The sequence below is a fragment of the Micromonospora sp. ANENR4 genome (assembly GCF_015354395.1).
GTDB classification, from domain to species: domain Bacteria; phylum Actinomycetota; class Actinomycetes; order Mycobacteriales; family Micromonosporaceae; genus Micromonospora; species Micromonospora aurantiaca.
In genome coordinates this window covers 1-26,800 of sequence record NZ_JADKYQ010000018.1, presented here as the reverse complement: position 1 = coordinate 26,800, position 26,800 = coordinate 1, and the positions used below count along the sequence as shown (strand labels likewise).

Sequence of the window (26,800 nt, the reverse complement as noted above, 5' to 3'; positions counted from 1 at the left end):
TCAGCGCAGCGCCTTGGCGGCCACCTTCAGGTCGGCGACCAGGCCCTCGTACGCGACGTCCTGGTTGTCGGCGCGCAGCACCGCCGACGGGTGGATGGTGGCGAGCAGCCGGGCCGCCGGGGCGTCGGCGACCGCGCCCGTCCGGTCGACCGGCACCCGCTCGAAGTCCTCCGGGTGCTGGGCGGCGGCGGGCCAGGGCAGCAGCTCCCCGCGCTGCTTCGTCACCCGGAAGCTCGGGCCGAGCAGCGCCTTGGCGGCGGTGGCGCCGAGCACCACCACGATCTCCGGGCGCAGCCGGGCGAACTCGGCGACCAGCCACGGCCGGCAGGCGGTGACGTGCACGCGGTCCGGGGTCTGGTGGATGCGCCGCTTGCCGCGCAGCTCGAAGCGGAAGTGCTTCACGGCGTTCGTCAGGTAGATCTGGGCAGGGTCGAGTGCCGCGTCGTCGACGGCCTTGCGCAACAGCCGCCCGGCCGGCCCGACGAACGGCAGCCCCTTCTGATCCTCGATGTCGCCCGGCTGCTCGCCGACGAAGACCACCCGCGCGTGCTCGTCGCCGCGGCCGAAGACGGTCTGGGTGGCGTCCCGGTACAGCTCACAGCCCCGGCAGTCGCCCGCCGCGGCGCGCAGCTCGTCGATGGTGTCCGCCGACGGCGGGATGAACTCCTGTGCGCCGGGTGCGCTCTCGGTCTCGGCCATGCCGATCGTTCTACCCCGTCGGGCGGCGCGCACGCGAGCGGCCCGCCGCGCTCGCCCGGAGGTGTTAAGAAGGGGCCCCTCCTATACCGAATGCGTTAAGAGGGGGCCCTTCCCTCCCGCGGTGAGGGCGTCGGCGAGCGCGGGGATGTCGGCCTCGTCCAGCGCGCTCACCGAGACGCGCACGGCGGGGGCGGCGGCGATCCGGTAGAGCCGGCCGGGCGCCACGGCCCATCCGGCGTCGCGCAGCGTCGTGACCGTCACCGTCTCGTCGGGCACCGGCACCCAGACGTTGATCCCGGTACGCCCGTGCGCCGCCACCCCGCGCGCGGCGAGCGCGGCCACCAGCCCGTCGCGCCGCCTGTCGTAGCTGTCCGCCGCGCGCCGGACCAGCTCGGCGGTGGCCGGGTCGCGCCAGAGCGACACGACCAGGCGTTGCAGCACCGTGGAGACCCAGCCGGCGCCGACCCGGGCCCGCCCGGCCACCCGGGCCACCGTGGCCTCGTCGCCGGTCAGCACCGCGAGCCGCAGGTCGGGCCCGTAGGGCTTGCTCACCGACCGGACGAAGGCCCACGCCGCTGTCGCCCCGGCGAGCGGATGCACTGGTACGCGGGCCAGTTCGGCGGCGTGGTCGTCCTCGATCAGCAGCAGGTCGGCCCGGTCGGCGAGCAGCGTCCGCAGCGCGGCGGCCCGGTCGGCGGAGACGGCGGCGCCGGTCGGGTTCTGCGCCCGGCTGGTCACCACGAGCGCCCGGACCCCGGCGGTGAGCGCCGCCCGGACCCCGCCGACGGTGGGGCCCTCGTCGTCCACCGGCACCCCGACGGTACGCAGCCCGAGCGCGGCGATCAGGTCGAGCAGGTTGGCCCAGCCCGGGTCCTCCACCGCCACCGCGTCGCCGGGGCGCAGGTGGGCGGCGAGCAGCCGTTCGATGCCGTCGAGCGCGCCGCCGGTGACTGTGAGCGCGCCGGCCGGCACGCCGTCGGCGGCGAGCCGGTCCCGGGCCAGGGCGGCCAGGTCGGGCAGCACGGCGTCGGTCGCGTACCCGCCGGGGGGTCCGATCTCGGCGGCGAGCGCTGCCAGGTGCGGGCCGAGCGGCGGCAGCAGCCGGGGGTCGGGCTGGCCGGCGGAGAGGTCACGGCCGCCGGGCAGCGGCGGGGGCAGCAACGCGGCACGGCGACCGGCGACCGGCGGGCGGGGGCGGACCCGGGTGCCGTGCCGGCCGGCGGTCGCGACCAGGCCGCGTTGCCGCAGTTCCTGGTACGCCTTCGCGACGGTGGCCGGGCTGACGTCCAGCTCGGCGGCGAGCGCGCGGACGGCGGGCAGGGCGTCGCCGGGGGCGAGATCGCCGGTGCGGATGCCGGATTCGACGCTTGCCGAAATCGCGGCGGAGGTCGAGCCGGTGACCTGATATTGTGCTGCCACAGTTCAAAGATTGTACTAGAACAAAGGTGGGATGTCACGTGTACGCCCCGACCGAACGCACCACCGCCACCCGCACCCGCGACCGGATGAACTACGACCGGGCCACCGCCCACGCGCTGCTCGACGAGGCGTACCACTGCGCGCTGTCGTTCACCGTGAACGGTGAGCCGCGCATCCTGCCGACCCTGCACGTGCGCATCGGCGACATGCTCTACCTGCACGGGTCCACCGGCAGCCGGCCGCTGCTCGCCGCCCGGGGCGAGGCCGGGCTGAGGGTCTGCGTCGCCGTCACCCACCTCGACGGGCTGATCTACGCCCGCTCCCAGTTCCACCACAGCGCCAACTACCGGTCGGTGGTGGCGCACGGCACCGCCCACCTGGTCGACGACGCCGGCGAGAAGGCGGCGGTGCTGACCGCGTTGGTGGAGAAGGTCGCCGCCGGCCGGTCCGCCGACAGCCGCCCGCCGAACCGGCGCGAGCTGGCCGAGACCGCCGTGCTGGCGCTGCCGCTGCGCGAGGTGTCGGTACGGATGCGCAGCGGCGGCGTCAACGACGAACCGGCCGACGAGGCGCTGCCGTACTGGGCCGGTGTGGTGCCGCTGCGGCTCACGCCGGGCCACCCCGAACCCGCGCCCGGGGTGAGCGCGCCGGTGCCGGCGTACCTGCGCTCGGCCCGCTCGCCGTGGCACGAGCCGGCGGTGCTGCGCGGTGAGCACGTCGTGCTGGAGCCGCTCGACCTCGCCCACGCCGACGAGCTGTACGCCGCCACCGCCGACCCGGAGGTGTGGCGGCACCTGGGCGGTACGCAGCCGGCCGACGCCGCCGAGATGCGCCGGGTGGTCGCCGGCTACCTGGACGCGCAGGAGCGCGGCGAGCAGGTGTGCTGGACCCAGCGCTGCGCCGTCACCGGCGCGGTGATCGGCACGACCTCCTACTACGAGATCGACCCGGTCCGCCGGGCCCTGGCGATCGGCTACACCTGGCTGGGCCGCCCCTGGTGGCGTACCGGCGTGAACACCGAGGCCAAGCTGCTGCTGCTGGGCCGGGCCTTCGACGACCTGGACGCGGTACGGGTCGTGTGGCACACGGACATCCGCAACGACCGCTCGCAGCGGGCGATCGAACGGCTCGGCGCCAGCCGGGAGGGCGTGCTGCGGCAGCACCGGCAGCGCGCCGACGGCTCCTGGCGGGACACCGTGCAGTACTCGATGCTCGCGCAGGAGTGGCCGAACGCACAGGTCAGCCTGCGGGAAAGGCTTCGCCCGACGGCGGGCGCGGCGTCATGATGTCCGGCGTGCTGGGGATCACCGACATCTGGACGTACGTGCTGGGCACCGTGGCGATCGTGCTGCTGCCCGGCCCGAACTCGCTCTTCGTGCTGGCCACCGCCGCCCGCCGGGGCGTGGCCACCGGTTACCGGGCCGCCGCCGGGGTGTTCGTCGGCGACGCGGTGCTGATGGTGCTCTCCGCCGCCGGGGTGGCCTCGCTGCTCCAGGCGTATCCCCCGCTCTACCTGGTGATCAAGTACGCCGGCGCGGCGTACCTCGGGTATCTGGGGCTGGCCATGCTGCGCGGCGCGTGGCGGCGCTGGCGCGACCGCAACGACCCGGCCACGCCGCGCCTGATCGACGAGGTGGAGCCGGCGGAACAGCGGGAGCCGTTCCGGCGGGCGCTGGTGATCAGCCTGCTCAACCCGAAGGCGATCCTGTTCTTCGTCTCGTTCTTCATCCAGTTCGTCGACCCCCGGTACGCGTGGCCGGCGCTGTCGTTCCTGCTGCTCGGGCTGATCGCGCAGGTCGCCAGCGCGCTCTACCTGACCGTGCTGATCTTCACCGGCACGTACCTGGCGGCGCAGTTCCGGCAGCGCCGGCGGCTCGCCGCGAGCGGCACGACTGCCGTCGCGGTGCTGTTCCTCGGCTTCAGCCTGAAGCTCGCCGCCGGCTGACCGGCGGCGCCGGTCAGGTGCCGTCGCCGCCTCCGCCGCCACCGCCGATGCCCGCGCCGCCGGCCGTACCCCCGAGCCCGTAACCCGGCGCGACCGGACGGTCGGGCGGGCGGCTGACGTGCGCCGACTCGCGGATCGTGGCCGACCAGTCGGCGTGCGCGGCGGCGGCCGCGTGCCTGTCGATGGCGTGCCGCAGCCAGCCGTCCACAGTGGCCACCCAGTCACGCTTGTCGGCACCGGCGTGCCAGACCCGGAACCGGCTGATGCTCTGGTGGGTGATCCCGGCCAGGGAGAGCCGCCGGTCCAGCCAGAGCAGCACCTCCATGCCGGCCGAGTCGGTCAGCATGATCATTTCGAGTTCGGTCATCGGGCCGGCGTAGAGCGGGGCGGCCCAGAAGCCGTACCACTGCTGGAACGGCAACGTCTGCTCCACCCCCGGCAGCCGTCCCTCGCGCAGCCCGGCCTGCCGGATCGCGAAGCCGAGCGTGTCCAGCGCGGCGAGCACGTGCTCCTGGGAGGGCAGCGGGTGGATCAGCACCGGCACCATCGCGCCCTGGTCCACCTCCGGGTCCACCGACACCTCGGTACGCAGCCCGGTACGCAGGCTCAGCAGCGGCACCCCGCCGTACGTGGTCACCGGCGACTCCCACGGCAGCGGCACGGCGAACTCGACGGCCCGCCGCCGTCCGGCCGGCACCACGAACCGTCCCGCGATCGTCCACGTCCGGAACTGCACCAGGCGGCGCGGCGCCTCCGGGTCCTCCGGTTCGACCTGGGTGACCAGGCCGAGCCGGATGTGCCGGACCGGCACGTCCGACCCGCCGGCGCTGAGCGTCACCCGGCCCGGCAGGCGCAGGCCCGGCCGGGTGCTCGGGTTGGGCAGCGTGGTGCTCACCGAGAGCCCGGTCCAGGCGGAGTCCCGCGACACGCCGGTCAACCGCATGCCGCAGCTTTCCCGCTGCCCGCCCGGCCATGCCCCGCCGGAACCACGCCGGCCCGGCGAAGTGGTCTCCCACCTCGCCGGGCCGGTACGGATCACGACGGTCAGCGCATCCGGCGGCCTCGCGGCACCGGATCGGTCTCGTCGTCGAACTCGCCGATGACCTCCTCCAGGAGGTCCTCCAGCGCGACGAACCCGATCGGCCGGGTCGGCCCGCCACCGTTGCTCACCAGCGCGAGCTGCGCCTGCCGCGCCCGCATGGCGGCCACCGCCTCGGTCACCGACGCCTCGGCCGGCAGCGTGAAGGCACTGGTCATCAGCTCCTCCGCGGTCGCCGGGCGGCCGGTGGTGACGGCGCGCACCGCCTCGCGTACGTGTACCAGGCCGCACACCTCACCACCGCTGTCGACCACGGCGAGCCGGGACCGGCCGCTGTCGCGGGAGACGTGCTCGATCCGCTCGGCGGTCTCGCTCCGGCCCACCGTGACGATCCGGTCGAACGGCTCCATCACCTGGGCGACCGTGGTGCCCTGGAGTTCCAGCATGCTGGTCAGCAGCTGGTGCTGCTCGGCGCCGAGCAGCCCGTGCTCCCGGGACTGCTCCAGCAGGATGCGCAGCTCGTCCGGGCCGTGCACCTGGGCGAGCTGGTCCTGCTGCTGCACCCCGAACAGGCGCAGCATCGCGTTCGCGAGCCCGTTGAGCAGGGACAGCACCGGCCGGGCGATCCGGGCGAACGCCCGGAACGGCAGCGCCAGCAGCATCGCCGACCGCTCCGCGTCGGTGATCGCCCACGACTTCGGGGCCATCTCACCGACCACCAGGTGCAGGAAGGTCACGAGCGACAGCGCGAACACCAGCGCCACCACATGACTGACCGCCTCGGGCAGGCCGACCGCGTGCAGCAGCGGGCTGAGCAGGTGCTCGATGGCCGGTTCGGCCAGCGCGCCCAGACCCAGCGTGCACAGCGTGATGCCGAGCTGCGCGCCGGCCAGCATCAGGCTCAGCTCGCGGACGCCGTCCAGCGCCGCGCGGGCCGCCCGGCCGCCACCGGCGGCCGCCTGTTCGAGCCGGTACCGCTTGGACGCGACGAGCGCGAACTCGGCGGCCACGAAGAACCCGTTGAGCGCCAGCAGCACCACGGAGAAGAACAACGCGAATCCGGGGCTCATGCGGAACCCTCCCCGGACACCGAGGCGGCGGGCCGAAGCCGCACCGAGTCGGCCACGTGCCGGTCAACCGCCAGCACCTCGACCAGCACCCGCGGGCCGCCGGCCGGCTCGTCGCCGTCCGTGGCGACCGGGATCTCCAGCCGGTCACCGACCTCGGGCACCCGGCCCAGCTCCCGCATCACCAGGCCGGAGAGCGTGTCGTACTCGGGCGCCTCGGGCAGCTCGATGCCGGTGCTGTCGGCGACCTCGTCGATGCGCCAGCGCGCCGGGACCACCCAGGAGCCGTCCTCCTGCCGGGCCGCGGCCCGGTCCGGCGGGTCGTCCTCGTCGCGGATCGGCCCGACCAGTTCCTCGGCCAGGTCCTCCAGCGTGATCACGCCGGCGAAGCCGCCGTACTCGTCGACCACGCAGGCGAGCTGCCGGTGCCCGGACCGCAGGCGGTCCAGCACCGTCGGCAGCGGCAGCGTCTCGGGCACCAGCAACGGGGGTACGGCCACCGCGTCGACCCGGGTGGTCGCGCGCTGCGCCGGCGGCACCCCGAGCACGTCGGCGATGCCGACCACGCCCACCAGGTCGTCGACGCCCTCGGCGCCGCTGACCGGGAACCGGGAGTGGCCGGTGTCCAGCAGCTCGACGATCCGGCTGACCGGCTCGTCGGCCCGGATGGTGTGCACGTCGACGCGCGGCACCATCGCCTCCCCGGCGGTCAGCTCCCGGAAGTCCAGACCCCGGTCCAGCAGGTCGGACATCTCGGCGTCGAGGTGCCCCTCCTCCCGGGACTCGGCGATGATCTGTTCCAGGTCCTGCGGGGTGGCGCCGCTGGGCAGCTCCTCGATCGGCTCGATGCCGATGCGGCGGAGCAGCCGTACGGCGGCCCGGTCGAACAGCGTGATCAGCGGACCGGCGATCTTCAGGTAGATCAGGGTGGACCGGGACAGCGCCCGGGCGAGCGGTTCGGCCCGCGCGATGGCCAGGTTCTTCGGGGCCAGCTCACCCAGGACCATCTGCACCACGGTGGCGATGACCAGGGCGAGGGCCACCGACAACGGCAGCGTGACCGAGCTGGACAGCCCGGCCAGGCCGAGCAGGTCGGCCAGCCCGGCGCCGAGGAACGGCTCGGCGACGTAACCGACGAGCAGGGCGGTCACGGTGATGCCGAGCTGGGCGCCGGACAGCATGAAGGAGAGCCGCGCGGTCACCTCCAGGGCCCGGGCCGCGGCACGGTCGCCACCGTCGGCGAGCTGCTTGAGCTTGCCCCGGTCCACGGCGACGTAACCGAACTCCTGGGCCACGAAGTAACCGGTGGCGGCGGTGAGGACGGTGATGAGAAGGAGACCGACGAGGATCAACACGGGAGGTTCAGGGCTCCCGGGGTCGTCGGGGAGGGAATTCGCCGGGTATTACCCGGCCGGCTACTGCTGCCCTCCGGGGCAGGAGAGTCGATCATGCGGCCCATTTTATCGGTACCCGCTGGACGTTCGCTGAGGGTGCCGGGAAGCCTCCCGCACGTCCGGTTCAGCGTCCGGCCAGCTCGTCGGCGTCCAGCAGCGTCCGGTCGACCCGCCCGGAGCGGTACGCGGCCCGGCCGATCATCTGCGCGGCCACCGGCGCGGTCGAGAGCTGGAAGATCGCCACCAGGACCAGCATGCCCAGGTCCGAGGGGGTACGCAGACGCAGCGCCAGCCCGGCCAGCAGCAGCAGGACGCCCAGCACCTGCGGCTTGGTGGCCGCGTGCATCCGGTCCAGCACGTCCGGGAAGCGCACCAGCCCGATGCCGGCGACCAGGGCCAGCACCGCACCGGCCAGCAGCAGCACCCCACCCACCCAGTCCGCGACCGCGCCGGCACTCATGATTCGGCCCGGACCGCGAAGCGCACCAGCGACACCGACCCGATGAAGCCGAGCAGCGAGAGCACCACCAGCACGGGCAGCGTGGTGGCGTGCCGGTTCACGGCGGCCTCCGCCCCCACCGCGGCGAGCATCGCCGACAGCAGCAGGTCGGCGCCGACGATCCGGTCGAGCAGGGACGGGCCCCGGTAGATCCGGGCCAGGGCGAGCAGCGCGGTGGCCGAGAGCAGCACGGTCAACGCGACGGCGAGCAGGACTGTCACGGGTGGTTCCTCCGTTCGGCGGGTTCGAGGTCGAGCCGGCGTACCTCGTCGGGAGATCCGATGGCGCGGACGATGCGCCGTTCGACGGCGAGCACGCGCTCGCGGCTGCCGGTGATGTCCTCGGGTCCGCGCACGTCGAGCACGTGCACGTAGAGCACGCCCGCCGCCCGGTCGACGTCGAGGATCAGCGTGCCCGGCACCAGCGAGATCACCTCGGCGGTGAGCGCCAGGTTGAGGTCGGTGCGCACGCGCAGCGGCACGGCGATGATCGCGCCGCGCGGGCGGTAGCCGAAGCGCAGCGCCACGGCTGCCACGTGCACGCTGGCGCTGACCAGCTCCGCGACGAACGTCGCCGCGAACACCAGCAGCGCGCGGGGGCGTACCCGGCCGCCGAACGTGACCGGCGGCAGCGGGAAGAACAGCAGCACCGCCACGCCGACCACCAGCCCGGAGGCCAGGTTGCCCCAGGACACGTCGCCCCACAGCAGCATCCAGGCGACGACCAGCCAGCCGAGCGCGACCGCCTGGTCCCGCCGCCGCCCACCCCGGCCGACGGTCGGCGTCGGCGCGTCCGGGGCGGGCGTCGCACGGGACACGCCGGCGGGCTCACCGGTCGCGCCCCCGCCCGGGGGCAGGTCGTCGGTCACGGCACGTCCCGGGGCAGGACCGCCCGCACGTACGGGGTGCGCTCGCGCAGGTCGGTGGCCGCGTCGGCGGTGACCTGGAACAGCGGCCCGGCCACCAGCGTGAACAGCACGCCCAGCGCCACCAGGGCGGTGGTCGCCCCGACCATCAGCCCGGGCAGCCGGGCCGGCGGGGTGGTGGTGGCGAGCCGGGGCTCCCGCCAGAATGCGATGTTCCACACCCGGGAGGCCGCATAGAGCGTGAGCAGGCTGGTCAGGGTGCCCGCCGCGACCAGCACGGCGGGCAGCGTCCCGCCCGCTGCGACGCCCGCCTGGAGCAGGCCGAGCTTGCCGAGGAAGCCGGAGAACGGCGGGATGCCGGCGAGGTTCATCGCGGGGACGAAGAAGAGCACGCCGAGCATCGGCGCGATCCGCGCCAGGCCACCGATCCGGCGCAGGTCGGTGCTGCCGGCGCGTTCCTCGACCAGGCCGGCGACAAGGAACAACGTGGTCTGGATGGTGATGTGGTGCACCACGTAGAAGATCGCCCCGGACAGGCCGGCGACGCTGCTCAGCGCCACCCCGAAGATCATGTAGCCGATGTGGCTGACCAGCGTGAAGGACAGCAGCCGCTTCAGGTCCGACTGGGCCACCGCGCCGAGGATGCCGACCACCATCGTCAGCCCGGCCACCACCATCAGCAGCGTGGCGACCTGGCCGCCGGGGAACAGCAGCGTCTCGGTGCGGATGATCGCGTACACGCCGACCTTGGTGAGCAGGCCGGCGAAGACCGCCGTCACCGGCGCGGGCGCGGTCGGGTAGCTGTCCGGCAACCACGCCGACAGCGGGAACACCGCCGCCTTGATCCCGAACGCGAGCAGCAGCGTCAGTTGCAGGGTCAGGCGTACGCCCGACGGCAGCGCGTCCAGCCGGCCGGCGAGCTGCGCCATGTTCAGCGTGCCGGTGGCCGCGTACACCAGCCCGACGGCGGACAGGAACAGCAGCGACGACAGGATGCTGACCACCACGTACGTCGACCCGGTCCGCAACCGCACCTCGGTGCCGCCCAGCGTGATCAGCACGAAGCTCGCGGCCAGCAGGATCTCGAAGCCGACGAACAGGTTGAACAGGTCCCCGGCCAGGAAGGCGTTCGTCACGCCCGCGGTGAGCACCAGGTACGTGGGGTGGTAGATGTTCACCGGCGCGGTCTCCCCGGTCTCCCCCCGGCCCTGGCCGATCGAGTAGAGCAGGACGCACAGCGTCACCGCCGAGGAGACGAGCACCATCAGCGCCGCCAGCTGGTCCGCCACCAGCACGATGCCCACCGGCGCCGGCCAGCCGCCCACCTGCACCACCACCGGTCCGAACCGGTACGCCTGCACCAGCAGCACCGCCGCCACCACCAGGACGCTGGACAGGCAGAGCACGCTGATCGACCGTTGCAGGCGGGGCCGGCCGGACAGCACGAGGGTGAGCGCCGCGCCGAGCAGCGGCACCACCACCGGCAGCGGGACGAGGGCGCTCATGGGTTCTCCCCGTCTCGGTGCAACCGGCGGCGCGCCGGCTCCGGGTCGACCTGTTCCGGATCTTCGTCCGGGCCCTCGCCGCCGAGGTCCGCGGTGGACACCTCGTTGCTCTCGGCGAGCCGGACGATCTGCCGGTCCTCCAGGTCGTCCTGCACCTCGTCGTCGCCGCTGGTGTACCAGCTCCGGTACGCGACGGCGAGCAGGAACGCGGTCAGCCCGAACGTGATCACCACGGCGGTGAGCACCATGGCCTGCGGCAGCGCGTCGCTCATCTCCCGCTGCGAGGCGGTACCGACCAGCGGAGCGGCGCCGGACCGCCCGCCCAGCAGGATGAGCAGGTTCACGCCGTTGCCGAGCAGGATGATGCCGAGCAGGATCCGGGTCAGGCTGCGTTCCAGCAGCAGCGTGACACCGGCGGCGACGAGCACCCCGACCGCCAGCACCAGCACCAGCGTCGGCCCGGCCGCACCCCTCGTCATGGTGGGCCGTCCCGCTGGACGACCAGGCCGTGCCCCGCCTCGCCCGCCGCCTCCACGTGCCGGTCCACCTCGGCGCCCAGGCTGCGCAGGATGTCCAGCACCAGCCCGACCACCACCAGGTAGACGCCGATGTCGAAGAACAGCGACGTGACCAGGTAGATGTCACCGACCACCGGCAGCCACAGGTTGACCTTGATGCTCTGGAGCACCTCGCCGGTGAGCGCCAGGCCGAGCACGCCGCTGCCGACCGAGATGCCCAGACCCGCGCCGAGCACCGTGCCGGCCCCGACCGGCGCCGCCTCGGCCAGCTCGTACCGGCCGCCGGCCAGGTACCGCAGGGCCAGCGCGAGGCCGGCCACGAGCCCGCCGGCGAAGCCGCCGCCGGGGGCGTTGTGCCCGGAGAAGAGCAGGAACAGCGAGAAGATCAGGACGGTGTGGAAGATCAGCCGGGTGACCACCTCGAACACGATCGACCGCCGCCGTTCCGGCAGCGTCTGCCCACCGCGCAGCCACACCGTGCGCCGGTCGCCGGCGCGCAGTGCGGCCGGTGGGGGACGGCGGGGACGCGGCCCGGTGCGGGACCGCTCGTAGATCAGGCTGGCCACGCCGGTCGCGGTGACCACGAGCACCGAGATCTCCCCCATCGTGTCCCAGGCGCGGATGTCGACGAGCGTCACGTTGACGACGTTGCGGCCGTACCCCTCGATCAGGGCCAGGTCCGGGAAGTCGGCGGAGATCGACGGCGCCCGCCGCGCCCCGGCGGCGGCCAGCGCCAGACCGGCCATCACCACACCGGTGGCGATCCCGATGCCGCGGCGGACCCAGCGGCTGCGGCGCAGCGGACGGGCCGAGAACCGCTCCGGCAGCCGACGCAGCACCAGCACGAACACGGCGATCGTCGCGGTCTCCACCAGGAACTGGGTCAGTGCCACGTCCGGCGCGCCGTAGAGGACGAACATCATCGCGGTGCCGTAGCCGGTCACGCCGACGAGCAGCATCGCGGTGAGCCGGCGGCGCGCGCCGACCGCGAGCAGCGCGGCCACCGCGATCACCACACAGACCACGAGCTGGGCCGGGTTGTCCCAGGTCGCCAGGTCGACCCGCCACGGCGCGGTCGCGATCATCGCCCCGCCCGGCACGAACACCAGCACGAGCAGCACGGTGCCGAGGTACTGCGGCAGGGACCCGCGCTGGGTGGCGCCGGTGACCTCGATGGCGAGCCGGTCGAAGGCGTGCGTCACCCACTCGTACCCCTGGTTGCCGCCCACCGGCGAGCGCAGCCGGGCCAGCGCGGGCGCCAGCGGGCCGCGGACCAGGTGCAGCACCACACCGCCGGCCAGCACGAGGGCGGACAGGCCGAGCGCCGCCGTGGGTCCGTGCCAGAGCGCCAGGTGCTCCTCGACCGGCCCGAACAGCTCGGCGTACGGCTCGAACAGGCCGCTCAGCCACCCGGCCGCCGGACCGGCGGCGAGCCCGGCCACGGCGAGCAGCGCCGGGGGTACGAGCATCGCGGCGGGCGGGCGGGCCAGCTCGGTGTCCGGCGTGCCGGGCCGGGTGCCGAACGCGCCCCAGAGGAACCGGATGCTGTACGCGACGGTGAGCGCGCTGCCCACCACCAGCACGGTCAGCACCAGCGGCTCACCGGTGAACGCGGCGAGCGCCGCCTCCTTCCCGACGAACCCGAGCAGCGGCGGCACCCCGGCCATCGAGGCGGCGGCCAGCGTGGCGACGACGGCCAGCACCGGCGCGGTCCGCCTGACCCCGGACAGCTCCCGCAGGTCACGGGTGCCGGCCTCGTGGTCGACGATGCCGACGACCAGGAACAGCGCCGCCTTGAACAGGGCGTGCGCCGCCAGCATCGCCACACCGGCCAGCGCCGCCTTCGGGGTGCCCGCGCCGAACACGACGGTGAGCAGGCCGAGCTGGCTGACCGTCCCGTATGCCAGCAGCAGCTTCAGGTCGGTCTGCCGCAGCGCCGCCCACCCGCCGATCACGAGCGTGACCAGCCCGGCGACCACGGTGACCGGCCGCCACCAGTCGACCGGGGCGAGCACCGGGCCGAGCAGTCCGATGAGGAAGATGCCGGCCTTCACCATCGCCGCCGCGTGCAGGTACGCGCTCACCGGCGTCGGCGCGGCCATCGCCACCGGCAGCCAGGCGTTGAACGGGAACACCGCGGACTTCGCCAGCGCCCCGGCGAGGATCAGCAGCACCGCGACGACCAGGTACCCGCCGCCGGGTAGCGGCGCCGAGGCCACCGCCGACCACCGGTAGCCGCCGGCGTGGTGGCCGAGCAGCAGGAACCCGACGAGCATGGCGAGCCCGCCCAGCGTGGTCACTGTCAACGCCTGCGCGGCGGCCCACCGGCTGGACCGACGCTCGGTGCTGTGCCCGATGAGCAGGTACGAGAAGACTGTGGTCAGTTCCCAGAAGACGTAGAGCAGCAGCAGGTCGTCGGAGACGACGAGGCCGAGCATCGCCCCGGCGAAGGCGACCATGACGGCGGCGAACCGGGCCAGCCCGAGGGACCCGGGCGGGAAGTAGCGGGCGGAGTAGACCAGCACGAACGCGCCGACGCCGCCGACGAGCAGCAGCATCAGCCAGGACAGCGTCGTGACGCGCAGCGCCACGTCGAGCTGGAGCTGGGAGATCCACTGGTACGTCTCGACCACTTCGCCGCCGTCGCGTACCGCTCCGGTGTGCGCCGCCGCCCAGACCGCTGTGGCGGCAGGGGCGAGCGCGAGCAGCAGGCAGGCGCGCGGACCCCACCGGCGGACCAGCAGCGGGGCGAGCAGCGCCGCCACCAGGTGCACGATCAGCAGGACGAGCACGCGTACTCCCGGTCGAGGTGACAGCGCGCGAACACGCTGGTGTCACAACCGATCACACGCCACAGAGGCACCGAACCGGGCGGTTTTCCCCAAAACCAACCCTTACCTCCACCCGGCCTTCCCGGCCTTCCCGGCCTCTCGGGCGGTGATCAAGGAGTTTGCGGCGGGATCGGGCGCGCTCCCGGACACGAACTCCTTGATCACCGGGGCGGCGGGAGGGCGGAAGGGCGGGGTGCGGCGAGGGGTCAGGGGGTGGGGTTGGGGGTGGCCAGCTGGCGGGCGGCGCGGTCGACGGCGCGCTGGGCGGCGGCCAGGGAGCGCAGCGGCAGCCGGGCGTCGCGGGTCTCCCGGCGCTGGACGAAGTAGTGCACGGCGGCCCGGACCCGGGCGCGGTCGGCGGCGCTGGACCGGGCGGTCGCCAGGATCATCTCGCGCAGCCGCGCGGCCAGTTCCTCGGCCAGCTCGAGATCGGGGCCGTGCAGCGCGGCGCGGAGCGCGGCCAGTCGACTGTCGACCTTGCGGATGAGCACGTCGGTTCCGGAGCCCAGACCTCGGTCCTCGACGGTCATCCATGCCTCCACCCCACGCCGCATCGCGAGTGAAGTTACTTTATGTTGCAGCCCACAAGCAAGCAGTTAAGTAAGACTTAACGGAACAATCGCCCATTCCATTTTTCGGCTGCCGCGCGCGGGACGGAACGGTCCGGCGGCGGGCCGGTTGTCACACCCGCGCGGCAGGATGGGTGCGTGGCGGACGAGGTGACCAGGCCAGACGGGTCAGGCAGGCCAGACGGGTCAGGCAGGTCGGGCGGGGTGCTGGCGGAGTTCGGCGCGGCGACCCGGGAGTGGTTCACCGCGGCGTTCGCCGCGCCCACCCCGGCCCAGGAGGGCGCCTGGCGCTCGGTCGCCGCCGCCCGCAACGCGCTCGTCGTCGCGCCGACCGGCTCCGGAAAGACGCTCGCGGCGTTCCTCTGGTCGCTCGACCGGCTCGCCAAGGAGCCGCCGCCGGCCGATCCCCGGCGCCGCTGCCGGGTGCTCTACGTCAGTCCGCTCAAGGCGCTCGCCGTCGACGTGGAACGCAACCTGCGCGCCCCGCTCACCGGCATCCGCCAGGCCGCCTCCCGGCTCGGACTGGTCCCGCCGGACGTCACCGTCGGGATGCGTACCGGCGACACCCCCGCCGACGAGCGCCGGGCCTTCGCCCGCACCCCGCCGGACATCCTCATCACCACGCCCGAGTCGCTGTTCCTGCTGCTCACCTCCGCCGCCCGCGACTCGCTGCGCGGCGTCGACACGGTGATCGTGGACGAGGTGCACGCCGTCGCCGGCACCAAGCGCGGGGCCCACCTGGCGCTGTCCCTGGAACGGCTGGACGCGCTGCTGGAGCGGCCCGCGCAGCGGATCGGGCTGTCCGCCACCGTCCGGCCGATCGACGTGTGCGCCCGCTTCCTCGGCGGCGCGCGCCCGGTCGACGTGGTGCAGCCGCCGTCGAACAAGACCATCGAGGTCAGCGTCCAGGTCCCGGTGGAGGACATGACCCGCCTCGACGAGCAGGAGCCGCCCGAGGACGACCTGGGCGGCCTCGCGCCCCGCCGCCCCTCCATCTGGCCGGCGGTCGAGGAACGCGTGTTCGCGCTGATCCGCGCGCACCGGTCCACGATCGTGTTCACCAACTCCCGGCGCAGCGCCGAGCGCCTCTGCGCCCGCCTCAACGAGCTCGCCGCCGAGGAGGTCGAGGCGGCGTCCGCACCGGACGGCAGCCGCGTGGCCCGGGGCGGGGAGCCGGTGCGCGTATCCGATCTGTTGCCCGGCGCCGACGGCCCGCCGGCCGGCGACGAGGCCGGGCTCGACGACGCCGACGGGCTCGGCCCGGTGTCCGGCGGCGGGCGGGACGACGGGAGCCGGGCCCGGCGCGGGGCGGAGGCGTTCGGCGGGCCGGTGGGGCCGGTGCGTGCGCCGCGGCAGCCGGCGGAGGTGATGGCGCAGGCCGGCGCGGCGGCCGGGGCGCCGGCGGTGATCGCGCGGGCGCACCACGGCAGCGTGTCCCGGGAAGAGCGCAAGCAGATCGAGGAGGCGCTCAAGTCCGGCCGGCTGCCCGCCGTGGTCGCCACGTCCAGCCTCGAGCTGGGCATCGACATGGGCGCCGTCGACCTGGTGGTGCAGATCGAGGCGCCGCCGAGCGTGGCGGCCGGGCTGCAGCGGGTCGGGCGGGCCGGGCACCAGGTCGGCGCGGTCTCGCGCGGCGTCGTCTTCCCCAAGCACCGGGGCGACCTGCTCTCCTGCACGGTGGTGGCCGAGCGGATGGGCGCCGGGGCGATCGAGGAGTTGCACTACCCGCGCAATCCGCTCGACGTGCTGGCCCAGCAGATCGTCGCGATGGTGGCGCTGGAGCCGTGGCGGCTCGGCGACCTCGCGGTGCTGGTCCGGCGCGCGGCGCCGTTCGCGGAGCTGCCCGACTCGGCGCTGCACGCGGTGCTCGACATGCTCTCCGGGCGCTACCCGTCCACCGCGTTCGCCGAGCTTCGGCCGCGCCTGGTCTGGGACCGCGCCACCGACGTGCTGACCGGCCGGCCCGGGGCGCAGCGGCTCGCCGTGACCAGCGGCGGCACCATCCCCGACCGGGGCCTGTTCGGCGTGTTCCTGGCCGGTGCCGAGCGGGCCGCGCGGGTCGGTGAGCTGGACGAGGAGATGGTCTACGAGTCCCGGGTCGGTGACGTGTTCCTGCTCGGCTCGTCGTCCTGGCGGATCGAGGAGATCACCCCCGACCGGGTGCTGGTCTCCCCCGCACCCGGGCAGGCGGCCCGGATGCCGTTCTGGAAGGGCGACCAGCTCGGCCGCCCGGTGGAGCTGGGGCGGGCGATCGGCGCCCGGGTCCGGGCGCTGCTGCGGCAGTCCGACGCCGACGCGGTCGCGGCGCTGCGGGCCGGCGGGCTCGACGACTGGGCCGCCGGCAACCTGATGAGCTACCTGCGCGAGCAGAAGGCGGCCACCCGGTCGCTGCCGGACGACCGGACGGTGGTGGTCGAGCGGTTCCGCGACGAGCTGGGTGACTGGCGGCTCGCCGTGCACTCGGTGCTCGGCGCCCGGGTCAACGGGCCGTGGGCGCTGGCCATCGGCCGCCGGCTGGCCGAGCGGTACGGCGTGGACGCCCAGGTCATGCCCTCCGACGACGGCATCGTGGTGCGCCTGCCGGACACCGCCGAGACGCCGCCCGGTGCCGACGTGGTCGTCTTCGAGCCGGACGAGATCGCCCAGCTCGTCGAGGAGTCGGTGGGCACGTCGGCGCTGTTCGCGTCCCGGTTCCGGGAGTGCGCGGCCCGGTCGCTGCTGCTGCCCCGGCGTGACCCCCGGCGGCGGCAGCCGCTGTGGCAGCAACGCCAGCGTGCCGCGCAACTGCTCGACGTGGCCCGCGAGTACGCCGACTTCCCGGTCACGCTGGAAGCGGCCCGCGAGTGCCTCCAGGACGTCTTCGACCAGCCCGCCCTCGGCGAGCTGATGCGCGACCTGGCCGCCCGCAAGGTACGCCTGGTCGAGGTGGAGTCCGAACGCCCGTCGCCGTTCGCCAGGTCGCTGCTGTTCGGGTACGTGGGCGCGTTCCTCTACGAGGGCGACGCCCCGCTGGCCGAGCGGCGGGCCGCCGCACTGGCGCTCGACTCCGGGCTGCTCGGCGAGCTGCTGGGCCGGGTCGACCTGCGGGAGCTGCTCGACCCGGACGTGCTCGCCGAAACCGCCCGTCAGCTGCGCTGGCTCACCGAGCAGCGACGCCCCCGCGACCCGGAGGACGTGGTCGAGCTGCTGCGCGTGGTCGGTGACCTGAGCAGCGCCGAGCTGGCCGAGCGGGGTGTGCCGGAGTCCTGGCCGGAGGAGCTGGCCGCGGCCCGGCGGGTGCTGCGCGTCCGCATCGCCGGCGAGGACCGCTGGGTGGTCGTCGAGGACGCCGCCCGGCTGCGCGACGCGCTCGGGGTGGCGCTGCCCGTCGGGGTCGCCGAGGCGTACCTCGCGCCGGTGGCCGATCCGCTCACCGACCTGGTCGCCCGGTACGCCCGTACGCACGGTCCGTTCGCGGCCGCCACCTGCGCGGCCCGGTTCGGGCTCGGCGTGTTCGTGGTGGAGCAGGCGCTGCGCCGGCTGGCCGCGAACGGCCGGGTGGTCTCCGGCGAGTTCGCGCCGGACAGTGTGGGCACCCAGTGGTGCGACGCGGAGGTGCTGCGCCTGCTGCGCCGCCGCTCGCTGGCCGCCCTGCGCCGGGAGATCGAGCCGGTGCCGCCGCGCGCGCTCGCCGCGTTCCTGCCCCGCTGGCAGCAGGTCGGCTCGTCGGCCCGGGGCGTCGAGGCGGTCGCCGCCACGGTCGAGCAGTTGCAGGGCGTGAGCGTGCCGGCGTCCGCGCTGGAACGCCTGGTGCTGCCCGCCCGGGTCGCCGACTACTCCCCCGCCCAGCTCGACGAGCTGTGCGCCAGCGGCGAGGTGGTGTGGGCCGGCGCGGGTGCGATCTCCGGCGGCGACGGGTGGGTGACGCTCGCGTACGCCGACGTGGCGCCGCTGCTGCTTCCGCCGCCGGACGAGGCGCTGACGCTGACCCCGCTGCACGAGTCGGTGCTCGACGCGCTCGCGGACGGGCAGGCGCTGTTCTTCCGCTCGCTCTCCGACCGGGTCGGCGCCACCGACGACGCCGCCCTGTCCGGCGCGGTGTGGGATCTGGTCTGGGCCGGTCACCTCACCAACGACACGCTCGCCCCGCTGCGGGCCGCGCTCGGCGCGGGCGGGGCGCACCGCTCCCGGGCGTCGGCACCGCGCACCCGCTACCGGCGGCCGGGCCGGGTTGCGCTGCCCAGCCGTGGCGGTCCGCCCACGATGGCCGGTCGCTGGTCCCGGCTGCCCGAACGCGACATCGACCCCACCCGCCGGGCCGCCGCCCTCGCCGATCTGCTGCTGGAACGGCACGGCGTGGTGACCCGGGGCGCGGTCGTCGCCGAGCAGGTCACCGGCGGCTTCGCCGGGGTCTACCCGGTGCTGTCCGCGATGGAGGAACGCGGGGCGGCCCGGCGCGGCTACTTCGTCGAAGGGCTCGGCGCGGCGCAGTTCGCGGTGCCCGGCGCGGTGGACGGCATCCGGGCGCTCGCCGACGACTCCCAGGGCCGGGGCGGGCCGACAGTGGTGCTCGCCGCGACCGACCCGGCGAACCCGTACGGCGCGGCACTGCCCTGGCCGGAACGCGTTGTCGACTCCGGCGACGGCGCGGCACCGGCCACCGGCCACCGGGCCGGGCGCAAGGCGGGCGCGCTTGTCGTGCTCGTCGGCGGTGACCTGGTGCTCTACGTGGAGCGGGGCGGCCGGACGATCCTGTCCTTCACCGACGACACCGACACGCTCGGCGCGGCCGGCAAGGCGCTCGCCGACGCGGTGCACTCCGGTGCGCTCGGCGCGATCTCGGTGGAACGCGCCGACGGCGAGGCCGTGAACGCGTCCCCGCTGCGCGACGCGCTGACCGCCGCCGGTTTCCGCGCCACCCCGCGCGGGCTGCGTCTGCGCGGCTGACCGCCCGGAGTTCCGGGGAGCGGGCACGTAGGGTGTGCCGGTGGCCTCGATCCGGGTACGAAAGGCGCGCGACGAGGACCGCGCGGCGCTGGCGACGTTGCACGAGCGGGAGTGGGGCGGGCCGATCGTGGTGGTCCACGACACCCGCTACGACCTGAGTGACCTGCCCACGCTGGTGGCGGTCGACGACAGCGGCGGGTTCGCCGGGGCGCTGGCGTACCGGGTCGACGCCGATGGGCTGGAGGTGGTGAGCCTGGCCGCGTCGGCACCGGGCAACGGCGCGGGCACCGCCCTGCTGGCCGCCGCCGACGAGGCGGCCCGGGCGGCCGGGGCGGACCGGATCTGGCTGGTCACCACCAACGACAACCTGGGTGCGCTGCGCTTCTACCAGCGCCGAGGGCTGCGCATCGTCGCGGTGGACGCGGGCGCGGTGGACCGGGCCCGCGCCGTCAAGCCGACCATCCCGCAGATCGGTGTGGACGGGATCCCGCTGCACGACGAGCTGCGCCTGAGCCGGCACCTGACCGTGGCGGACCAGCGATGAGCGGCCCGGACGAACGCGCCCCGGCCGCCGCCGGCCAGGACCGCGCGACACCGGACGGCACGCGGCCGGCGGCCGGCAGTCCGCTCTGTGTCTCGCTGACCACCGACTACGGGCTCTTCGACGGGTTCGTGGCGGCGTGCCACGGAGTGCTGGCCCGGCTCGCCCCGACCGTCCGGGTGATCGACGTGACGCACCTGATCCCGCCGGCCGACGTACGCCGGGGCGCGGCGGTACTCGCGCAGACGGTGCCGTACCTACCGTGGGGCGTGCACGTGGCGGTGGTCGACCCGGGTGTCGGCACGACGCGGCGCGGGATCGCGCTCGCCGCGCCCGGCGGGCTGCTCGTCGGGCCCGACAACGGCTTGCTGATCCCGGCCGCGGAGGCGCTCGGCGGGGTGACCGAGGCGGTGGAGCTGACCAACCCGGACTGGCTCGGCCCGGTCGTCTCCCGCACGTTCCACGGGCGGGACGTGTTCGCGCCGGTGGCCGCCCGGCTGGCACTCGGCGCACCACTGGCCGAGGCGGGACCGGCGGTGGACCCGGGCACGCTGGTCCGGCTGCCGGAGCCGGTGGTACGCGCCGAGCCCGGCGGCCTCACCGCCGAGGTGCTGACAGTCGACCACTTCGGCAACGTCCAGCTCGCCGCGCCGGGCACGCTGCTCGACGGCCTGCCGTCCCGGGTCCTGGTTAACGGCCACGAGGCGGTCCACGGCCGCACCTTCGGCGACGCCGAACCCGGCACCCTGGTGGTCCACGTCGACTCGGCCGGCCTGGTGGCCGTAGCGGTCAACACCGGCCGAGCCGCCGACACCCTCACCGCCACCCCAGGCGCCCTGGTAGCCATCACCCACCCCTGACCGCTCTCCTCCCTCCCCGACCGCCTCCGCCCCCGCGATCTTGCAGTTGGTGCCCCGGCATAAGGAACAAATGCCCCCAGCGCAGGGCCGAAACTGCAAGATCGCGGAGGAGAGGCGAGGGAGGGAGGGTCAGCAGCGGGGGACTGTGCCGCCGTAGATCGAGGACAGGTACGCGTGGCTGACGTAGTTGCCGCCCACCAGGCGGTACCACCTCGTCGTCGTGCGGTACGTGCCGACGATCCGCTGCCCGGTCACGTAGCACTGCACCGGCACGTGGGCGTACGTGGCGGCCAGCCCTCGGCTCGCGTACGAGGTGCTCGCCCCGGCGCGCAGGTTCAGCGGCCCGGAACCGACCACGGCCCGAGCCCCGCCGCCGGTCCACAACAGCGTCACGTCCACCCACGCGTTGTCGGTGAGCCGCAGCCCGTCCCAGAACGTCCCGTCGGCCAGGTCCAGCCCGGCCGGGTTGCGGACGGTACGGCCGAACTGGTCGCGCCCGCCGTTGTAGCCGTTCTGGTACGCCGCCTGCGCCTCCGGCAACCCGCGCGGCAGGTCCTTCCAGTTCTCCCGGACCGACGCCGGGTTCCACCAGTCGTCGCGGGTGTTCCACGGGCCGACGTCCCAGACCGGGGCGTACTCGCAGCGGCTGCCGCTCGTCGTGCAGACCTTGACCGTGTAGTCGCCGGTGTTTCGCGGGGACAGGCCGCGCCGGGTGGGCAGCGCCGCGAAGTGGTCCCGGGTACGCACCGTGTGCCCGTTGGCGGTGATGCCGCCGACCAGGCCGATCCGGGTCGCGTACACCCGGTACTTGAGCGCGGCGGCCGGCTGGACCGCCGTGGTGGCGACCGAGTCGGCGGCGAGCGTCAGCCCGGTGACGGTGGCCTCCGACGCGGAGTCGCTGGTGGTCAGCACCACGCGCGCCTGGACCCGGCTGACCGGCTGGTCGAACACCGCCTCGGTGGCGTCGCGCCACTCGGTCCAACCGCGGGCACGCCAGCCGCGTACCTGGGCCATCGCCGTACCCCCGTCGCCGGTGCGGGCGGCGAGCTGTGCGCGTACCCGGGTCGCGGGCCGGTCCAGGGCGCGCGGCGCGGAGAGCAGGATGCCCTCGGCGACCGGTCCGGCGACGGCGGCCGGGCGGGTGCGGGCGGTGGGCCGTGGGTCGGCCAGCCGCAGGCGGCCGGACCGCCAGGCGACGTTGACGTCGTCGCCGCCGGCGACGGCGAGGTCGACGGACCAGCGTTCGGGGCCGGGCGCGGTGGTGCGGGACGGTACGGCGGCAGGTGGGAGCGCGGCCGGCGCGGGCGTGCCGGGCAGTCCGGCGGCCACGGTGAGCAGGGCGGTCAGGGCGACGACGGTACGACGTCGTAGATGTGCCATCAGCATTCTCCTCAGAACCCCCTGATCGTTGCGTTTCCGCAGATCAAGTGGAACCTCAGTACAAATAGCGACACATGCGAATTCTGCTCGGCCGGGGGACAATGGCCGGGTGCCCGAAGGCGACACCGTCTGGAACACCGCGCGCGTCCTGCAACGCGCGCTGGCCGGGGCCCGGCTCACCGGGTCCGACTTCCGCGTGCCCCAGCTCGCCACCACCGACCTGACCGGCTGGACCGTGCGCGAGTCGGCGAGCCGGGGCAAGCACCTGCTGCTGCGCCTGACCGGCATCGACGCCGAGCCGTGGACGCTGCACTCGCACCTGCGGATGGACGGTGCCTGGCGGGCGTACGCCCCGGGTGAGCGCTGGAGCGGTCGGCCGGCACACCTGATCCGGGTGGTGCTGCACTCTCCCGCCGCTGTCGCCGTCGGCTACCACCTGCACGAGCTGGCGCTGGTGCCGACGGCCGAGGAGGAGTCGCTCGTCGGCCACCTCGGCCCGGACCTGCTCGGGCCGGACTGGGACACCGACGAGGCGGTCCGCCGGCTCGCGGCCAACCCGGACCGCACCATCGGTGAGGCGCTGCTCGACCAGCGCAACCTGGCCGGGGTGGGCAACCTCTACAAGTGCGAGGTGCTGTTCCTGCGCGGCGTGTCGCCGTGGACGCCGGTCGGCGCGGTGCCGGACCTACCAGGCACCGTCGCACTGGCCCAGCGGCTGCTCGCGGCCAACCGTGGCCGCTGGACGCAGAGCACCACCGGCGTGCTGCACCGGGGTGGCACCAGCTACGTGTACGGCCGCCGGGCCCAGCCGTGCCGCCGCTGCGGGACCGCCGTCCGCAAGGAGGAACTGGGCGAACGGGTCACCTACTGGTGCCCCGCCTGCCAGCCAGACGTGGAACTTCCACGAAACGCCCAAGATCGGCCGAGATAGGGACGATTGGGTACTTCCGCCTCACCCCTGTGACGTCGCATGCTGCGGTGGACCGCTCACGGATCGTCAGCAGCGCGTACGCCCGCCACGCCGGGGTGTCGGCCGGCGCGCCCCGACCCCGGGGAGAGCCATGGTGCTGTTCCGCCGCAGCCGGCCCGGACGCCCGGACCGCGCCGCCGTCGTCGCCGTCGAGACCGCGCCCACCGGTGACCCGACGCCGGCCGGTTCCGTCGCGCCCGCCGTTCCGGCCGCCCGGGACGGCGACGACGAGCAAGGTCGGGCGCCTGCGAGCCTGGACCCGACCGCCGTGCCGCGCCTGTTCGGCCCGGTGCCGAACACCGCCGCCAGCCCGCTGCCCACGCTCGACCCGGACGGCCGCCCGGTACCCGGCACCGGCATCCGCAAGTTCGTCGACCCGCTGCCGCTACCAGGGCAGCCGGCCACCGCCGGGCTCGGCGCCCGCCTGCCGGTCGCCGTCCCGGACACCATCACCTGGCCGGGCTGCGACTACTACGAGATCGGCCTCCAGGAGTACGCGCAGCGCCTGCACCGCGACCTGCCGGCCACCCGGCTGCGCGGCTACCGGCAGCTCAATCTGGGCACCGACGCCTCCGGCCACAACACGGTCAACCCACCCGACCGTCCCTGGCACCTCGGCCCGATGATCGTGGCCCGGCGGGGCCGCCCGGTCCGGATCAAGTTCATCAACCAGCTCCCCACCGGACGGGCCGGCGAGCTGTTCCTGCCTGTCGACGAGACTGTCGACGGCGCCGGGGCCGGGCCGCTCGACGGCCCCGCGCCGTACCCGCAGAACCGCGCCGTGCCGCACCTGTCCGGCGCGCAGACCGGGTGGATAAGCGCCGGCAACCCGTGGCAGTGGGTCACCCCGGCCGGCGAGATCACCCCGTACCCGACGGGTGCCTGTGTGACGCCGGTGCCGGACATGCCGCCGCCCGGCGCGGGCGCCACCACGCTGTACTTCCCGAACGACCAGAGCGGCCGGCTCATGTGGCTGCACGACAACACGCTCGGCCTGTCCCGGCTCACCGTCTACTCCGGGCAGATCGCGCTCTACCTGCTCACCGACCCGGCCGAGGAACGGCTCGTCGACGACGGCGTGCTCCCCGCCGACCAGCTCCCGCTGGTGATCGAGGACAAGACGTTCGTCCCCGACGACGCGCAGCTCGCCGCCCAGGACCCCACCTGGGACCGGGACCGCTGGGGCGCCAAGGGCAGCCTCTGGCACCCGCACGTCTACCAGCCGCGGCAGAACCCGTACCGGCTCACCGGCACCAACCCGACCGGCCGCTGGGACTACGGGCCGTGGACCCACGACCCGGACGGCGGCGCCAGCCCGTGGGTCGCCCCGGTGCCGAACCCGCACCACGACCCCGACACCGACCCGGACGAGCCGCCGCTGGTACCGGGCGTGCCGCACCCGTCGGCGGTCCCCGACGCGTACGGGGACACCCCGCTCGTCAACGGCGTGGCCTACCCGTACCTGGAGGTCGCGCCGCGGGCGTACCGGTTCCGGATTCTCAACGCCTGCGCGGACCGCGCGCTCAACCTCCAGCTCTACCGGGCCGCCTCGGACGCGCCGATGTGGGACGAGGACGGCAGCCAGGCCGACCCGGGCGCCGGTGAGGTGCCGATGGTCGAGGCGGTACGCGCCCCCGGACGGCCCGCGTACTGGCCGGCGGACGGGCGCGACGGCGGCGTGCCCGACCCGGCCGCCGCCGGACCCGAGATGATCCAGATCGGCAACGAGGGCGGCCTGCTCCCCGCGCCTGTGGTGCTGACCAACCGGCCGGTGGACTACCGGTACGACAGGCAGGACCCCACGGTGCTCAACGTGGACGGGCACGCGCTGCTGCTCGCCCCCGGCGAACGGGCCGACGTGGTGGTGGACTTCTCCACAGTGCCGCCCGGCAGCACGCTCATCCTCTACAACGACTGCCCCGCGCCGCTGCCCCGGTTCGACCCGCGCTACGACCACCACACCGGCGCGCCCGACCGGACCGCCGCCGGGGGTCTGCCGCCCACCCGACCCGGGTACGGCCCGAACACCCGCACGCTGCTCCAGATCCGGGTCACCGGCACCCCCGCGCAGCCGTACGACACCCGGCGGCTGGCCGACCGGTTGCCCGGGGCGTACGCCCGCAGCCAGCCGCCGCCGATCGTGCCGCAACCCGCGTACGACACCGCTATCGGCACCACCACCCCGCGCCCGACGCTCGTCGCCGCGCGGGCCACCTCGGTCACGTTCACCCCGGCGGGCGCGACCGCCCCGGTCACGTTGCCGCTGGCGGTGAAGTCGGTCGGGCAGGTGTTCGAGGCCCGGCACGGCCGCGCGGTGGGACGGCTCGGCGTCGGCCACCCGGTCGCCGGACCACTCGCCCCGGCGACCCTGCCGCTGGGCCCGGCCGACCCGGCCACCGAGGTGCTGCACGCCACCGACCCGGCGGTGGCGGTCGGCGCGCCCGGCGACGGCACGCAGCTCTGGCGGATCGTCGGCGACGCCCCGCGTACCCATCCCGTCCACATCGAGGGCTGCGACGTACAGCTCGTCAACCGGGTCGGCTGGGACGGCACGGTCCGCCCGCCCGACCCGGGCGAGCTGGGCTGGAAGGACACCGTCCGGGTCAACCCACGGGAGGACGTCGTGGTGGCGCTGCGTCCCGTCCCACCAGCCCTGCCGTTCAAGATCGGCGACAGCGTACGGCTGCTCGACCCCACCCGCCCGGCCGGCGCACGGCTGGACGCCGGCCCGGTCAGCCCGGTCGACGGCCGCCCCGCTGTCGTGGTCAACCAGCTGGTCAACCTCGGCTGGGAGTACCGCTGGCAGACCCGCTCGGCCGGACTGCGCGACCAGGGCATGAGCCGCCCGCTGGTGGTGCGCGTGGCACCGAAGGCGCCGACCGGGCTCACCGCCACCCCGGCACCGGGCAGCGCCACCGCGCTCCCCGCCATCGCGCTGACCTGGACCGGCAACGGCAGCCGGCCCGTACCCACCAGCCACCGGCTGCAACGCGCCACCGACAGCACCTTCACCACCGGCCTGACCGAGATCACGGTGGCGGCCACCGCCACCCGGTACACGGACGCCACAGTCACCCCCGGCGTCACCTACCACTACCGGATCCGCGCCGAGAACGCGGTGAGCTGCTCGTCCTGGTCCAACGCGGTACCGGCGGCGGTGCACCTGTCCGCGCCGACCCGGGTGACAGCGGTGCTGCCGCCGACCGGGCCGCTGCGGGTGGCGCTGCGCTGGGCCAACCACTCCTTCGCGACAGGGGTGGACGTGCAGCGGGCCACGAACCCGACGTTCACCAGCGGTCCGGGCACCACGGCCATCGCCGTGGGCGAGTCCCACGTGGACCCAGCGGTCGCGCCGGACACCACGTACTACTACCGGGTACGCACGACGTACCTGGGTGCCGCCTCACCCTGGTCGACTGTGGCGACGGTGACCACACCGGCCCGGCCGGTCGCCCCGACCGCTGTGAGCGTCACCGCGAGCGTGTCCGGGCCGGACACCGCCAGCGTGACGGTGACCTGGTCGGCGCCGACGCCGGCCGGACCGGGCGCCGGGTTCGTCGTGCAGCGCGCCACCGACGCCGCCTTCACCCGCGAACCGGCGACGTTCCACGTGACCGGCCGAGGCTTCACCAACACCGGCCTCGCGCGAGGAGTGACCTACCACTACCGGGTACGCGCGACGAACGTCGTAGGCACCTCCCCCTGGACCCCCTCCACACGCACCACAACCCCCACTTGACCCCGCCCCCTCTCCCCCGCGCCACCGCAGGGTT

Annotated in this window: 20 protein-coding genes; 7 read left to right on the top strand and 13 right to left on the bottom strand. The window is 74.7% G+C overall.

The features are described from left to right. Positions 1 to 699: a UdgX family uracil-DNA binding protein gene (locus IRY44_RS26620; protein ID WP_043325745.1), complete on the bottom strand. Its 699-nt coding sequence runs from the start codon at positions 697 to 699 to the stop codon at positions 1 to 3. A gap of 81 nt (positions 700 to 780) precedes the next feature. Next, entirely contained in the window at positions 781 to 2,118 is a 1,338-nt protein-coding gene (locus tag IRY44_RS26615) for an aminotransferase class I/II-fold pyridoxal phosphate-dependent enzyme (RefSeq protein ID WP_194802959.1), read from the bottom strand. 38 nt (positions 2,119 to 2,156) lie between these two features. On the opposite strand from IRY44_RS26615, the gene IRY44_RS26610 reads away from it, so the two are divergent. Further along, on the top strand, positions 2,157 to 3,404 hold the full coding sequence (locus tag IRY44_RS26610; RefSeq protein WP_194802958.1) for a bifunctional pyridoxamine 5'-phosphate oxidase family protein/GNAT family N-acetyltransferase: 1,248 nt from the start codon (positions 2,157 to 2,159) through the stop codon (positions 3,402 to 3,404). Beyond that, positions 3,401 to 4,063, top strand: a complete 663-nt coding sequence (gene leuE / locus IRY44_RS26605) for a leucine efflux protein LeuE (RefSeq protein ID WP_026268027.1) — start codon at positions 3,401 to 3,403, stop codon at positions 4,061 to 4,063. Before IRY44_RS26610 ends, leuE begins: the two co-directional genes overlap by 4 nt. 13 nt (positions 4,064 to 4,076) lie before the next feature. Here leuE and IRY44_RS26600 read toward each other — a convergent pair whose 3' ends face one another. The 10 genes from IRY44_RS26600 to IRY44_RS26555 form a co-directional block, all read right to left on the bottom strand. Next, positions 4,077 to 5,006 (bottom strand): sporulation protein, encoded by a 930-nt coding sequence (locus tag IRY44_RS26600; protein ID WP_194802957.1) that lies wholly within the window; start codon positions 5,004 to 5,006, stop codon positions 4,077 to 4,079. Positions 5,007 to 5,107: 101 nt separating this feature from the next. Beyond that, positions 5,108 to 6,172: a hemolysin family protein gene (locus IRY44_RS26595; protein WP_194802956.1), complete on the bottom strand. Its 1,065-nt coding sequence runs from the start codon at positions 6,170 to 6,172 to the stop codon at positions 5,108 to 5,110. Further along, on the bottom strand, positions 6,169 to 7,524 hold the full coding sequence (locus IRY44_RS26590; protein WP_194802955.1) for a hemolysin family protein: 1,356 nt from the start codon (positions 7,522 to 7,524) through the stop codon (positions 6,169 to 6,171). Before IRY44_RS26590 ends, IRY44_RS26595 begins: the two co-directional genes overlap by 4 nt. Before the next feature lie 163 nt (positions 7,525 to 7,687). Continuing rightward, entirely contained in the window at positions 7,688 to 8,023 is a 336-nt protein-coding gene (mnhG, locus tag IRY44_RS26585; protein ID WP_194802954.1) for a monovalent cation/H(+) antiporter subunit G, read from the bottom strand. Continuing rightward, a complete protein-coding gene (locus tag IRY44_RS26580) occupies positions 8,020 to 8,283 on the bottom strand; it encodes a monovalent cation/H+ antiporter complex subunit F (RefSeq protein WP_194802953.1) in 264 nt (87 codons plus the stop codon). Before IRY44_RS26580 ends, mnhG begins: the two co-directional genes overlap by 4 nt. Next, entirely contained in the window at positions 8,280 to 8,930 is a 651-nt protein-coding gene (locus IRY44_RS26575; protein WP_194802952.1) for a Na+/H+ antiporter subunit E, read from the bottom strand. Before IRY44_RS26575 ends, IRY44_RS26580 begins: the two co-directional genes overlap by 4 nt. After that, positions 8,927 to 10,432 carry a Na+/H+ antiporter subunit D gene (locus IRY44_RS26570; RefSeq protein WP_194802951.1) on the bottom strand — a complete coding sequence of 502 codons (1,506 nt, stop codon included), beginning with the start codon at positions 10,430 to 10,432 and terminating at the stop codon, positions 8,927 to 8,929. The genes IRY44_RS26575 and IRY44_RS26570 overlap by 4 nt, the downstream gene beginning before the upstream one ends. Then, positions 10,429 to 10,911 carry a Na(+)/H(+) antiporter subunit C gene (locus IRY44_RS26565; RefSeq protein ID WP_194802950.1) on the bottom strand — a complete coding sequence of 161 codons (483 nt, stop codon included), beginning with the start codon at positions 10,909 to 10,911 and terminating at the stop codon, positions 10,429 to 10,431. The genes IRY44_RS26570 and IRY44_RS26565 overlap by 4 nt, the downstream gene beginning before the upstream one ends. Then, positions 10,908 to 13,742 (bottom strand): Na+/H+ antiporter subunit A, encoded by a 2,835-nt coding sequence (locus IRY44_RS26560; protein ID WP_194802949.1) that lies wholly within the window; start codon positions 13,740 to 13,742, stop codon positions 10,908 to 10,910. Before IRY44_RS26560 ends, IRY44_RS26565 begins: the two co-directional genes overlap by 4 nt. Before the next feature lie 245 nt (positions 13,743 to 13,987). Next, the gene (locus tag IRY44_RS26555) at positions 13,988 to 14,311 is read right to left on the bottom strand and encodes a hypothetical protein (protein ID WP_194802948.1); all 324 of its coding nucleotides are present in this window, start codon (positions 14,309 to 14,311) and stop codon (positions 13,988 to 13,990) included. A 189-nt stretch (positions 14,312 to 14,500) separates the two neighbouring features. On the opposite strand from IRY44_RS26555, the gene IRY44_RS26550 reads away from it, so the two are divergent. Genes IRY44_RS26550 through IRY44_RS26540 form a run of 3 tightly spaced genes read left to right on the top strand, consistent with a single transcriptional unit; the run spans position 14,501 to position 20,677 of the window. Then, positions 14,501 to 19,276, top strand: coding sequence for a DEAD/DEAH box helicase (locus IRY44_RS26550; RefSeq protein WP_370585024.1), 4,776 nt, complete (start codon positions 14,501 to 14,503; stop codon positions 19,274 to 19,276). Positions 19,277 to 19,316: 40 nt separating this feature from the next. After that, entirely contained in the window at positions 19,317 to 19,820 is a 504-nt protein-coding gene (locus tag IRY44_RS26545; protein WP_194802946.1) for a GNAT family N-acetyltransferase, read from the top strand. Then, positions 19,817 to 20,677: an S-adenosyl-l-methionine hydroxide adenosyltransferase family protein gene (locus IRY44_RS26540; protein WP_228532871.1), complete on the top strand. Its 861-nt coding sequence runs from the start codon at positions 19,817 to 19,819 to the stop codon at positions 20,675 to 20,677. Before IRY44_RS26545 ends, IRY44_RS26540 begins: the two co-directional genes overlap by 4 nt. Before the next feature lie 129 nt (positions 20,678 to 20,806). Here the strand turns inward: IRY44_RS26540 and IRY44_RS26535 are convergent, their stop codons facing one another. Continuing rightward, positions 20,807 to 22,057 carry a hypothetical protein gene (locus IRY44_RS26535; protein WP_194802945.1) on the bottom strand — a complete coding sequence of 417 codons (1,251 nt, stop codon included), beginning with the start codon at positions 22,055 to 22,057 and terminating at the stop codon, positions 20,807 to 20,809. Between the two features lie 109 nt (positions 22,058 to 22,166). On the opposite strand from IRY44_RS26535, the gene IRY44_RS26530 reads away from it, so the two are divergent. Continuing rightward, on the top strand, positions 22,167 to 22,988 hold the full coding sequence (locus IRY44_RS26530; RefSeq protein WP_194802944.1) for an Fpg/Nei family DNA glycosylase: 822 nt from the start codon (positions 22,167 to 22,169) through the stop codon (positions 22,986 to 22,988). Positions 22,989 to 23,118: 130 nt separating this feature from the next. Further along, positions 23,119 to 26,766 carry a fibronectin type III domain-containing protein gene (locus IRY44_RS26525; protein WP_194802943.1) on the top strand — a complete coding sequence of 1,216 codons (3,648 nt, stop codon included), beginning with the start codon at positions 23,119 to 23,121 and terminating at the stop codon, positions 26,764 to 26,766. Positions 26,767 to 26,800 lie beyond the last annotated feature (34 nt).

Bases quoted from the DNA above. Each gene is read 5' to 3' on its own strand.
- IRY44_RS26555 (WP_194802948.1), bottom strand. From the start codon at position 14,311: ATGACCGTCGAGGACCGAGGTCTGGGCTCCGGAACCGACGTGCTCATC.
- IRY44_RS26565 (WP_194802950.1), bottom strand. From the start codon at position 10,911: ATGACGAGGGGTGCGGCCGGGCCGACGCTGGTGCTGGTGCTGGCGGTC.
- IRY44_RS26525 (WP_194802943.1), top strand. From the start codon at position 23,119: ATGGTGCTGTTCCGCCGCAGCCGGCCCGGACGCCCGGACCGCGCCGCC.
- IRY44_RS26600 (WP_194802957.1), bottom strand. From the start codon at position 5,006: ATGCGGTTGACCGGCGTGTCGCGGGACTCCGCCTGGACCGGGCTCTCG.
- IRY44_RS26620 (WP_043325745.1), bottom strand. From the start codon at position 699: ATGGCCGAGACCGAGAGCGCACCCGGCGCACAGGAGTTCATCCCGCCG.
- mnhG (WP_194802954.1), bottom strand. From the start codon at position 8,023: ATGAGTGCCGGCGCGGTCGCGGACTGGGTGGGTGGGGTGCTGCTGCTG.
- IRY44_RS26535 (WP_194802945.1), bottom strand. From the start codon at position 22,057: ATGGCACATCTACGACGTCGTACCGTCGTCGCCCTGACCGCCCTGCTC.
- IRY44_RS26595 (WP_194802956.1), bottom strand. From the start codon at position 6,172: ATGAGCCCCGGATTCGCGTTGTTCTTCTCCGTGGTGCTGCTGGCGCTC.
- leuE (WP_026268027.1), top strand. From the start codon at position 3,401: ATGATGTCCGGCGTGCTGGGGATCACCGACATCTGGACGTACGTGCTG.
- IRY44_RS26570 (WP_194802951.1), bottom strand. From the start codon at position 10,432: ATGAGCGCCCTCGTCCCGCTGCCGGTGGTGGTGCCGCTGCTCGGCGCG.
- IRY44_RS26540 (WP_228532871.1), top strand. From the start codon at position 19,817: ATGAGCGGCCCGGACGAACGCGCCCCGGCCGCCGCCGGCCAGGACCGC.